The sequence below is a fragment of the Oleiphilus sp. HI0117 genome (genome assembly GCF_001635235.1).
In genome coordinates this window covers 1-12,332 of the sequence record NZ_LWGA01000711.1, presented here as the reverse complement: position 1 = coordinate 12,332, position 12,332 = coordinate 1, and the positions used below count along the sequence as shown (strand labels likewise).

At 43.5% G+C, this 12,332-nt stretch carries 9 protein-coding genes; all 9 read left to right on the top strand.

Annotation, left to right across the window (positions count from 1 at the left end; translation table 11 throughout):
• The first annotated feature begins 36 nt into the window (after window positions 1–36).
• Complete coding sequence (locus A3757_RS10505) at window positions 37–864, top strand: DUF2797 domain-containing protein (protein WP_068506812.1); 828 nt, start codon at window positions 37–39, stop codon at window positions 862–864.
• A 22-nt stretch (window positions 865–886) separates the two neighbouring features.
• A complete protein-coding gene (gene pepN, locus A3757_RS10500) occupies window positions 887–3,535 on the top strand; it encodes an aminopeptidase N (protein WP_068510513.1) in 2,649 nt (882 codons plus the stop codon).
• A gap of 405 nt (window positions 3,536–3,940) precedes the next feature.
• Window positions 3,941–5,323 carry a DUF1329 domain-containing protein gene (locus A3757_RS10495; RefSeq protein WP_068553435.1) on the top strand — a complete coding sequence of 461 codons (1,383 nt, stop codon included), beginning with the start codon at window positions 3,941–3,943 and terminating at the stop codon, window positions 5,321–5,323.
• Window positions 5,324–5,509: 186 nt separating this feature from the next.
• Window positions 5,510–6,655 (top strand): YCF48-related protein, encoded by a 1,146-nt coding sequence (locus A3757_RS10490; protein ID WP_068507666.1) that lies wholly within the window; start codon window positions 5,510–5,512, stop codon window positions 6,653–6,655.
• A 63-nt stretch (window positions 6,656–6,718) separates the two neighbouring features.
• A complete protein-coding gene (locus A3757_RS10485; protein WP_068507663.1) occupies window positions 6,719–9,118 on the top strand; it encodes an RND family transporter in 2,400 nt (799 codons plus the stop codon).
• A gap of 230 nt (window positions 9,119–9,348) precedes the next feature.
• Entirely contained in the window at window positions 9,349–11,280 is a 1,932-nt protein-coding gene (gene thrS / locus A3757_RS10480) for a threonine--tRNA ligase (RefSeq protein ID WP_068507661.1), read from the top strand.
• 56 nt (window positions 11,281–11,336) lie between these two features.
• Window positions 11,337–11,873 (top strand): translation initiation factor IF-3, encoded by a 537-nt coding sequence (infC, locus tag A3757_RS10475; RefSeq protein ID WP_156499823.1) that lies wholly within the window; start codon window positions 11,337–11,339, stop codon window positions 11,871–11,873.
• A 46-nt stretch (window positions 11,874–11,919) separates the two neighbouring features.
• Entirely contained in the window at window positions 11,920–12,111 is a 192-nt protein-coding gene (gene rpmI / locus A3757_RS10470; RefSeq protein ID WP_068507660.1) for a 50S ribosomal protein L35, read from the top strand.
• A 39-nt stretch (window positions 12,112–12,150) separates the two neighbouring features.
• Window positions 12,151–12,332, top strand: a 182-nt coding sequence (gene rplT / locus A3757_RS10465; protein ID WP_068739575.1) for a 50S ribosomal protein L20, incomplete at its 3' end; no start/stop codon positions are given.

Sequence of the window (12,332 nt, the reverse complement as noted above, 5' to 3'; positions counted from 1 at the left end):
ACTATCCGTATATTGCACTAACAAAGAAGACGATTAATGAATCAAGTTGCATCAGGTCATTTAAGTAAAATGACAGTGAGTCAGGGGAACCCGGTAAGTTACACCTTGAACTTTGGTGATACAAAATGCAATCCTGCAGATTATCTTGGCAAGAAATTACGCTTTCGTTCTAACGGCGAGATTCGCTGTTTTCATTGTCAGAAGCGTACCAACAAGAGCTTTAACCAAGGTTACTGTTATCGATGCTTTACCAAGTTGGCCCAGTGTGACCGCTGTATTATGAGCCCTGAGCTTTGTCATTATGCACAAGGTACCTGCCGTGAGCCGGAATGGGGTGAAACACACTGTATGCAGGAGCATATAGTTTATTTGGCGAATTCAACTGGTTTGAAAGTCGGGATTACCCGTCATAACCAGGTGCCTACCCGCTGGATAGATCAGGGTGCCATTGCTGCATTGCCTATATTCTCAGTTAAGTCCCGACGACTTTCCGGTTTGCTTGAAGTTATGCTGAAAGAGTGGGTGGCGGACAAAACTAATTGGCGGAAAATGCTGAAGCATGAGGTCGTTGATATAGATCTTTTGGTTGAACGTGACCGTCTAATGGAACTGGCTCAGGATAAGTTGGCCGAGCTTGATGAGCAATTCCCCGGTGAGATTACTGCTTTGACTGAGCAGGATGTATGGGAATTTGAATACCCACACTTATCTTGGCCAGAAAAGGCTAAAACCTTTAATTTTGATAAACAAGATGAGGTGGAGGGGACCTTAATTGCCATTAAAGGGCAATATATGATTCTCGATACCGGTTGCTTAAATATTCGAAAATTTACGTCCTACGACGTCTCGCTAGACGTCGAGTAAGACATATACTTGGAAAGCATGCATGAGTGAATCAGCAAAGACGATATACCTCAAAGACTATCTTGAGCCTGCGTTTAAGATTACGTCACTTGATTTAACCTTTCAGTTATTTGAAAACGGAGCGTTGGTAAAAGCCAGGCAGCTTATCGAGCGAGTCGCTGGCCGTGAAGGCGAGGCGCTGTCACTAAATGGTGAAGACCTTGAGCTGAAAAGTATAAAGTTAGATGACCGTGAGCTGGAAGAGAGTGAATACCTTCTAGATGACGAATCTCTAACGGTAGAATCTGTACCCGCGAAATTTGAGTTGCAGTGTGAAACCTGGATTAAGCCGCAAGATAACAAGCGGTTGGAAGGCTTGTACAAGTCTTCGTCAATGTTTTGTACCCAGTGTGAAGCCGAGGGTTTCAGACGAATTACCTATTACATGGATCGTCCTGACGTACTAACGGTATTTACGACGCGCATCGAAGCTGATAAAGCGCTTTACCCGAACCTGCTTTCCAATGGTAATGCTATTGAGTCGGGAAACTTGGAAGATAATCGTCATTTTGTTACTTGGCACGACCCTCATCCAAAGCCTTGTTACTTGTTTGCTTTGGTGGCAGGTGATTTACATTGCCATGAAGACTCCTTCAAAACCATGTCTGGACGTCAGGTGGCCCTGAAGATCTTTGTTGATCATAAGAATGCAGATAAGTGCGATTACGCACTAGATTGTTTAAAAAGGTCGATGCGCTGGGATGAAGAAGTCTACGGGCGAGAGTACGACCTGGATATATTTATGATTGTCGCGGTGGACGATTTTAATATGGGCGCCATGGAGAATAAAGGTCTGAATATCTTCAATTCATCCTGTGTTTTGGCAAAGCCCGATGCAACAACAGATGCGGGTTATCAGCGCATTGAGGCGATTGTTGCACATGAGTATTTTCACAACTGGTCTGGCAATAGAGTTACTTGCAGAGATTGGTTCCAGCTAAGCCTGAAAGAAGGGTTTACCGTATTTAGGGATTCAGCATTTTCTGCCGATATGAATTCCTCCGTGGTTAAACGTATCGAGGATGTAAATGTTCTGCGAACCGCACAGTTTGCTGAAGATGCAGGCCCGATGTCACACCCGGTTCGTCCGGCTTCCTATATGGAAATTTCAAACTTCTATACCCTGACGGTTTATGAAAAAGGGGCAGAGGTTGTTCGCATGCTGCATACTCTCTTAGGGCCGAAGCAGTTCCGGGCAGGGAGTGATTTATATTTTGACAGGCATGATGGGCAAGCGGTCACAACTGAAGACTTCGTTTCGGCAATGGCTGACGTTTCCGGGATGGATCTGGAACAGTTTAAGCTCTGGTACGATCAGGGCGGGACGCCAGAGCTGCAAGTGAGTTCTAGCTATAATGCCAATAGCAAACAATATACCTTGAGCTTGAGTCAGTCTTGCCCTGCAACACCTGGGCAAGATTTAAAAGAGCCGTTTCATATCCCTGTATCTATTGCATTGTTGGACTCAGAAGGGCAGGAGCTTCCCTTATCAATTGCGGATGGCGCTAAAGAATGTGTTTTTGAGCTAATCGAAGCACGAGAATCAATTGTTTTTGAGGGTATCGAAGCAGAACCGGTTCCATCATTACTAAGAGGCTTTTCGGCTCCGGTCAAGTTGTCCTATCAGTATACTGATGAGCAATTGGTATTTTTGTTTCAGCATGACTCCGATGGTTTTAACCGCTGGGAGGCAGGGCAGGCATTGGCATTGCGCATCCTGCAGGGCTTAATCAAATCTTATCAGCAAGGGCTGGAGCTGGTGTTACCCCAGAGTTTTGTCGAGGCGTATCGAGGTTTGCTCACAGATAGCTCTTTAGACAAAGCAATGGTTTGCAAGATGCTGATGCTACCCGCTGAGAGCTATCTTGTGCAGCTGGCGGAGCAAGCAGATGTTGATGCCATTCATGCTGCAAGAGAATTTGTTCGACAGGCCTTGGCTAATCAGCTAGGTGACGAGCTATATGCAGTTTATCGTGACAATATTGTTGAGTCGGAATTACCTGCTTTGGATTATGGCTCTATGTCACAACGGGCATTAAAAAATGCGGCTTTATCTTTAATGTCAGCAATAGGTGGTTCATCTGCAAGTCAAATGGCAGATGTTATTAACCTGGCTAAAAAGCAGTTTGCAAATGCTGATAATATGACTGATAGCTTTTCTGCTTTGAGCGCTTTGGTAAATTCAGGAGATGCCTCAGAGGCTGAGCAAGCACTAGAAGCCTTTCATGCTCAGTGGAAGGACGATGCTCAGGTTATCGAGTTATGGTTCTCTGTTCAGTCTTCAAGTGCTGCGTTTATGACATTAGAGCGCCTAAAAGCATTAATGGAAACGCCAGATTTTGATATAACCAACCCTAACAAGGTTCGCTCGGTTGTGGGTGCCTATTGTGGTCAGAACCTGGTTCGTTTCCATGACCTGTCGGGAGAAGGTTACGAGTTTCTCGCCGATATTATTATCAAACTAGATGATATGAATCCTCAAATTGCAGCAAGGCTTATGACTCCCCTGACGCGATGGAAGCAGTTTGATGATAATCGACAGAAGTTAATGTGCGAGCAGATTGAAAGGATTCAATCGAAAGAGGCGCTCTCAAAAGATGTTAGAGAAGTTGTCGAGAAAAGTCTTGTATAAGCCGGTTTAAGCTCTTTTGAAATAAGTCCAAAAATAATTGCCCGCAAGCTGAGCTGACAGGGTTCAGCTTGCTAGGGCCACATTGAGCATAGTTTCGCCCTTCGTACCGTCCTGCATGAGAGGTCATGCACTCATTAGTCTGTTTTTTGCTCAAAACCTTCCTTAGATATATTTCATAACAAAACTAAAATAGACAGATCGAAAAAATCTGCTAAAAATTAATAGCATGGCTAATCTTTTTGAAGGAAATTGAAAAGTATTATCGGAAGGTTTTGCCAGTATCAGCGATAACAGGTTTAGGCCAAAAAATGTTAATCCAGATGCGGGCGACCACTCTCGTTAATAATGAGTGTGGCGATTTTAGAGTGTAGTAATACAACAATGGGTGTGTTTCAAGGTAATCATATGAAAAACAAGTCTATTTTGCTTTGTAGTGTGCTAGCGCTGGTTTTGGGTGCGCTCAATGCAAATGCGAAAGTTTCAACGAAAGAAGTTAATAAGTTAGGGAATTCTTTAACGCCGTTCGGTTCGATAAAATCCGGGAATAAAAATAAAACTATTCCTGCATGGACTGGGGGGATTACCGAAGCCCCAATGGGGTATGAGGGGACAGGGCAGCATCATATCGACCCTTTTGCCTCTGATGATATCAAATTCACCATTGATGACAGTAACTACAAAGGTTTTAAAAACTATCTGACCCCAGGTCAGTATGCTTTGTTTGAAGCATACCCAAGTAGCTTCAAGATCAATGTATATCCAACCCATCGTTCGCACTCGATGCCGGATTGGGTCCTAGAAAATACCAAGAAAAATGCCAAAACATCGTCTTTATCCAAAGGCGGGGTGGGGATTCAGAACGCATACGGTGGTATTCCTTTTCCAATATTACATGGAAAGAATGAAGATAAAGCCCTTCAGACAATGTGGAATCATTTGACTAGATGGAGAGGTATTTTTGCAACCTTGCGTTCGACTGAAGTGCCAGTTCAGAGAGATGGTTCTTTTTCTCCGATTACCAAGCAGGCGGAAGTGTTTTTTAACTTCCATAACCCTAAAGGCAGCTTTAAAAAGCTTAACAATATTTTGTTTTACTTTTTGACTTTCAATAAAGCGCCCGCCCGTTTGGCAGGTGGTGCGTTGCTAGTTCACGAAACTATGGATCAGGTTAAAGACAAACGAGGTGCGTGGGACTATAACTCAGGCCAGCGTCGAGTGAGACGTGCTCCAAACTTGGCTTATGATTCCCCCATTGCTTCGTCTGACAACACGCGTACTGCAGATGATACAGATATGTACAATGGAGCCCCTGATCGATATAACTGGGACTACAAAGGTGTTAAGGAGTTTTTCATTCCTTATAACAATTATAAGGTCGGTCAGAAAGGTGTTCAATACGATGACTTGGTTATGCCGGGTCACTTAAATCCTGAATATGTTCGCTGGGAACTGCATCGTGTACATGTTGTCGAAGCTACTTTGAAGAAAGGGGCTCGTCATATCTATAAAAAACGTGTGTTCTATGTTGATGAAGACAGCTGGGGAATTGCTATGGTGGATCAGTACGATAACCGTGGTGAACTTTGGCGAGTCAGTAATGCGCTCTTAAAGAACTATTATGAGTTGCCAGGCGTTTGGTCCAGTGGTGATGTATATCACGATCTACAAGCACGTCGTTATAGTGTGAATGGTCTATACTCAGAAGAAAAACAGGCACCTGTATTTGAAAATAAGGTACCAAACAAGCGTTACTTTAAGCCTTCGTCATTAAGACGTAGAGGCCGATAACAAAATATAGACATAGAGCAAGGGAGCTCTTCAGCTTGCTTAAAAAGAAACTCAAAATAGGCATGTGTTGTTTTAATATTCACTGAATATGGGCCGCTATTGTATAGGCGGCTTTCGTGGTTAATGTTGAAATGTCTAATATTGAGGGTGTCTGATGGGATATATTCAAATGTACAAGGTTGATAAATGAACAGTCTACTGTCTAGGTTAAAAGTTGGTGTTCTGGCTAGCTCATTGAGCGTTGTAAGTCTAATAACTCCTGCTCATGCGGTCGAAGATGTACTTAAAACGCCCGCGGTTAAAACTTCTATGGCAACGAATAGCCTCTTGTTGGATGTTGACAAGGCGGGCAGCCGACTTGTTGCAGTCGGAGGTCGTGGGCATATTGTCTATTCTGATGATGAAGGAAAAAGCTGGGCTCAGGCTTCTGTACCAGTATCGGTATTGTTAACGGCAGTAAGTTTTGTCGATCAAACGCACGGTTGGGCTGTAGGGCACTCGGGTGTCATTTTGCACACTAGCGATGGTGGAGAAACTTGGGTCAAGCAATTTGACGGTGACTCGGCAAACCAAATGATTATTACTCAGTCCGAAGAGCGTCTGAAGCAGTTTGAACGACAAATGGAAACAGCTTCTGAAGATGAGCTGGAAGACTTGGAATACGAGTTGGAAGAAGCTAGCTACGCTTTAGACGATGCGAAGTTCGATGCTCAAGTTGGTGCGAGTAAACCCTTGCTGGATGTGTTGTTCAGTTCTTCAAAAGAAGGTTTTGTAGTGGGTGCTTACGGTTTTCTGTTTAAGACCTCCGATGGCGGACGTACCTGGCAGAACTATGGTAGCCGAATTGAAAACCCTGACCGCTTTCACTTAAATGCAGTGAACGAAGTTAAGGGTGGTGCCCTATTTATTGTTGGTGAGGGTGGCGTGCTATACCGCTCAACCGATAAGGGTGAAACCTGGGAAACTCTCGATAGTCCATATAGCGGGTCATTTTTCGGCGTCGCCGGAACACAGGATGAAGGCGTTGTACTGGCTTTTGGTTTGCGAGGCAATATGTATCGCTCCGAAGATAATGGCGATACATGGGAGCAAGTAGAAACGAAGACCGAAGGGACTCTAATGTCTGCTTCTCATGACGGAAGCAAGAAAGTGTCAGTCGTGGGAAATTCCGGCGTGGTTATTCTAAGTCGTGATGGGGGACGAACTTTTGTTGAAACAATTCGCGAAAATCGATTAGGAAATGCATCTTCAGTCTATATCGACGCAGAGCGCTTGGTATTGGTAGGGGAAAATGGTGTTAACTTGACCACTCCAAGCGGTTTGAACTTGTAAGTGCCTTTGGCAACATAACTAATTATATAAGATATAACGACTAGAGATTAAGAGGATTGATGGATGTCAAACTCAGATAAGGGCGCTTCAGGCAAGCAGATTAAAGCTGTCGGTTCAGGTAGTGTCATTGAACGGCTAATATTTTCAAACAGACCTGTGATTCTTGCAATATTTGCATTGATTACGGCTTTCTTGGGTTTCAATGCGGCACAAATTAAACCGGATGCTTCATTCGAGCGTTTAATTCCGCTTGAGCACCCGTTTATCGTCAATATGATGGAGAATAGGGAGGATCTGGAAAATCTAGGTAACTCAATACGCGTTGCGGTGGCAGTTAAAGATGGTGACGTCTTTGACAAAGCGTATATGGAGACCTTGAGTGAAATAACAGATGAGTTGTTTTACCTTCCAGGCGTAGATCGCTCAGGAATGAAGTCTCTATGGACTCCCAATGTCCGTTGGGTGGAAGTTACTGAAGAAGGTTTTCAGGGCGGACCGATTATTCCTGATGGATATGATGGGTCTGATGAGTCACTAGAAGTTCTACGACAAAATGTGCTCAAGTCTGGGCAGGTTGGCCGATTAGTTTCGGATGACTTCAAATCGACAATTATATATGTCCCCTTATTTGAAATTAATCCAGAAACAAATGAACCTCTTGATTACAAAGACTTTTCTTTAAAGTTAGAAGACAAAGTTCGTAACCAGTACACAGCAAAAAATCCAAATATTAATGTGCATATTATCGGCTTTGCAAAAAAAGTTGGTGATTTGATCGAAGGGATTAGTGCGGTTGCGGTCTTTGCATTAATTACAATCGGACTAACTTTAACATTTTTGTTTGTCTACTCTCGCTGTATGGTCGGTACATTGGTACCTATTGTTACCTCTATTATTGCGGTGGTTTGGCAGCTAGGTATATTGAACTTACTTGGCTATGGTTTAGATCCTTATTCTGTACTGGTGCCATTCCTGGTATTTGCGATTGGTATTAGTCACGGTGTGCAGATAGTTAACCGGGTTGCGGTTGAGCAGGCTCATGGTTATAACCCGCTAATGGCTTGTCGTTTGACTTTTAGACAGCTTGTAAGGCCGGGTATTCTGGCTTTGCTTTCAGATGCGATTGGCTTTTTGACATTATTGTTCATTGAAATTGACGTGATTAAAGATCTCGCTGTTGCCGCAGGTGTAGGTGTGGCGGTTATTATTGTTACCAACCTTGTTCTCCATCCAGTGATCGTTTCGTACTCTGGTTTGAGTAAAGGTGGCCTGAAGCATGCTAAGCATGTTGAACTTCATGGTGACAAAAAGTGGCGCGCACTTTCATTTATGGCTCACCCAAGTGTGGCACCGATTTCAGTGCTTATTGCAATACTGGGTTGTGGTATAGGTCTCTACTACCAGAAAGATCTTAAAATAGGTGACTTGGATAAAGGTGCGCCAGAGCTGCGACCTGACTCTCGCTACAATTTAGATAACGACTATATTATCAGCAACTATAGTACCAGCGCCGATATTATGGTTGTGATGATTAAAACGCCAAAAGAAATGTGTTCGACCTATGAGTTAATGGATGTCATGGATCGTATGCAATGGCGTTTGGAAAATACACCAGGCGTTGAATCTACCGCTTCTTTGGTCTCAGTGTCCAAATTGGTGACTAAAGCGCTCAATGAGGGAAGCTTGAAGTGGTTTGAAATATCCCGAAATGAGTCAATTATTAACTCTTCTATACAGCGAGCACCTTCAGGCCTGGTTAATTCAGACTGTAGTATGACGCCAATGATCATCTTCTTGGAGGATCATGAGGCCGATACGCTTGATACTGTGATCGACACGATGGAAGACTTGATCGATCAGTACCCAAGTGAAAACTACCAGTTCTTACTTGCGGCAGGTAATGCAGGTGTTGAAGCGGCGACTAACGAGGTTATTTCCAAGGCTAAGAATGTCATGTTAGCCTCTGTTTACTCGGTCGTTAGTATTTTGTGTCTGATTACGTTCAGGTCTTTAGCTGCTGTTATTTGTATCGTTACACCTTTGGCACTTACCTCGGTTCTGTGTGAAGCGCTTATGGCTCAATTGGGTATTGGTATTAAAGTTGCGACACTTCCTGTTATTGCCTTGGGTGTGGGGATTGGTGTCGATTATGGTATCTATATCTATAGTCAGTTAGAGACTAAACTGAAACAAGGTGTGGTCTTACAAGAGGCTTACTTTCAGACGCTTAGAACGACAGGTAAAGCGGTCTGCTTTACGGGTATGACCCTTGGTTTGGGTGTATTTACTTGGATATTCTCGCCAATTAAATTCCAGGCAGATATGGGGATCCTGCTGTTCTTTATGTTCTTGTGGAACATGGTTGGCAGCTTGTGGTTGCTACCCGCGATGGCACGCTTCCTTGTTCGCCCTGATAAGATTGCTGCAAAAGAAAGAGCTAAGCTGGCAAAAGCTGCTGCTTAATCTTAAGGAGTCTAAAAACCCCGATACTCAATGAGTGTCGGGGTTTTTTCTTTTTTGGAGCCACTTAGGAATAAGGTCGCAGTTTTAGTATTGATGTGCATCGATCAACGTAAACTTGGAGATATCGGTACAAATTTACTTGTTTTTTGTTTAGAATCGCGCGCTTGTAATTTTTTAATTTTTAACTCATGTGACCTTTAGTAAGGGCCACCACTGATTTTGAGGTAGATATGCCAGTTATTACGCTTCCTGATGGTAGTCAACGTTCGTTTGAAAATGCTGTATCCGTATTGGATGTTGCTGCAGATATAGGTCCAGGTCTTGCCAAGGCAACCATCGCTGGTCGCGTAAATGATGTATTGGTCGATGCTTGTGAGTTGATTCAAGAAGATTCCACACTAAGTATTATCACTGCAAAAGATGAAGATGGCCTTGAAATATTGCGTCACTCATGCGCTCACCTTGTTGGTCACGCAATTAAGCAGCTTTGGCCTGATGTCAAAATGGCGATTGGCCCAACGATTGAAAATGGCTTCTACTATGATGTTGATTTAGAGCATCGTCTCACTGAAGAAGATATGGCAGCCCTCGAGAAGCGTATGCTTGAGCTTGCTAAGAAGAGCTATGACGTTGTTAAGAAGACCGTAAGCTGGCAAGAAGCACGAGATGCTTTCGAAGCGCGTGGTGAAACTTATAAAATGGAAATTCTTGACGAAAATATCGCCAAGACCGATACGCCAGCTTTGTATCACCATGAAGAATATATAGATATGTGCCGCGGCCCTCACGTGCCGAACATGAAATTCTGCCATCATTTTAAACTAATGCGTATTTCTGGCGCGTACTGGCGTGGCGATTCTGACAACAAAATGTTGCAGCGTATCTACGGTACAGCTTGGGCAGATAAGAAGCAGCTAAAGCAATATTTGAATCGCTTACAAGAAGCCGAAAAGCGAGACCATCGTAAAATAGGTAAGAAGTTAGACTTATTCCACATGCAGGATGAGGCGCCAGGTATGGTCTTCTGGCATGACAAGGGGTGGAGTATCTACCAGACTATCGAAAACTACATGCGTACCAAGCAGCGCAAGTATGGTTATAAAGAAATTAAGACGCCTCAAGTGGTTGAGCGTACGCTATGGGAGAAGTCGGGCCACTGGGATAAATTTAGTGAGCAGATGTTTACTACTCACTCAGAGAACGCAGACTTTGCAATCAAGCCGATGAACTGCCCATGCCACGTTCAGGTATTTAATCAAGGCTTGAAGAGTTATAAGGAGTTGCCCTTACGTCTTGCCGAGTTTGGTTCTTGCCATAGAAATGAAGCATCTGGCGCTTTGCACGGTATTATGCGAGTGCGTGGTTTTGTTCAGGATGATGCGCATATTTTCTGTGCTGAAGAGCAGATTCAGGAAGAAGTATCTTCCTTTATCGATATGTTGCACGAAGTTTATCAAGATTTTGGCTTTAGCGAGATTCTTTACAAGCTATCTACGCGACCAGAGAAACGCGTTGGTTCAGATGAGGTTTGGGATAAGTCCGAAGCAGCCTTAGCAGAATCTCTGGACGCTAAAGGCTTGAAGTGGGATTTATTGCCTGGTGAGGGAGCGTTTTACGGCCCTAAGATTGAATTCTCTTTGAAGGATTGTTTAGGCCGAGTATGGCAGTGTGGAACGATTCAAGTAGACTTTTCGATGCCGGGTCGACTAGACGCCCAATATGTAAGTGATCATCAGGAACGTAAAACTCCGGTCATGTTACACCGTGCTGTGTTAGGTTCTTTTGAGCGATTTATCGGTATTTTGATCGAACAGTACGAAGGTGCATTTCCATTCTGGTTGGCGCCTGAACAAGTCGCAATACTGAATATTACCGATAAACAGAGCGAATATTGCAAAAAAATACATAAAAATATCGAAGAAGCGGGATATAGAGCACATCTGGACTTGAGAAACGAGAAGATCGGCTTTAAAATTCGCGAGCACACAATTAACAAGATTCCTTATTTACTTGTTGTGGGTGATAAGGAAGTTGAAAATAATACAGTGGCTATTCGTACTCGTAAGGGAGAGGATCTTGGCGTGATGCCTTTAGAAGATGTTCTCGCGGTCTTCAAAGAAGATTTTGTACAGAAAGGTCGTATCGCAAATTCTGGTGAGTAAGCAGTATAAAATGTGCACCTCATCTATGTTTGCATTTTTAATGTGGAGAAATAGACATTAAGCGTAATAACCAAAGTGGCAAGTCAAAAAAAGCGTTGATCAACGAGAATATCGAAGCAACGGAAGTTCGTCTTATAGCAGAAGATGGTGAGCAGTTAGGTATTGTTCCGATAGAAGACGCGCTGGCTCGTGCCACACAAGTAAGTTTAGATTTGGTTCAAATTGCCAACAGTGATCCGATTGTGTGTAAAATCATGGATTACGGTAAAAAAGTATTTGAAGAGAAGAAGCAGAAAGCTGCCCAGAAGAAAAAGCAGAAGCAGACTCAAGTTAAAGAAATTAAGTTACGACCAGGGACGGAAGAGGGGGATTATCAGGTAAAACTACGCAACCTGATACGTTTCCTTGAAGGTGGGGACAAGGCCAAGGTGACGATTCGTTACCGCGGTCGTGAAATGGCACATCAGGAAATCGGCATGAAGCTACTTGAACGAGTCGAAACAGACTTGGAAGAGTACGGAACTGTTGAGCAGCGACCTAAAATGGAAGGTCGGCAAATGATGATGGTGTTGGCCCCGAAAAAGAGAAAATAGCGCGGTTGCTATTTTTGTTAATTTTTCCAATGCGGAGTGAGATATTATGCCTAAAATGAAAGCAAAAAGCGGTGCTACAAAACGCTTTAAGAAAACAGCTAACGGATTCAAGCACAAGCAATCCTTTACTAGCCATATTTTGACTAAAAAATCACCAAAGCGTAAGCGTCAGCTACGTGGATGCAAGCAGGTTGCAGACTCTGATCAGTCTTCAATCAAGCGTATGCTTCGTATTTAATTTTTAGCCATTAAAATATAGTTTAGTAAGGAGTCAAATATGCCTCGCGTAAAACGTGGTGTCCAGGCGAACCGTCGCCACAAGAAAGTATTAAAGCAAGCTAAAGGTTATTACGGAGCTCGTAGCCGTATCTATCGCGTAGCTAAGCAAGCCGTAATTAAAGCAGGTCAATATGCATACCGTGACCGTCGTCAGCGTAAGCGTCAGTTCCGTCGTCTATG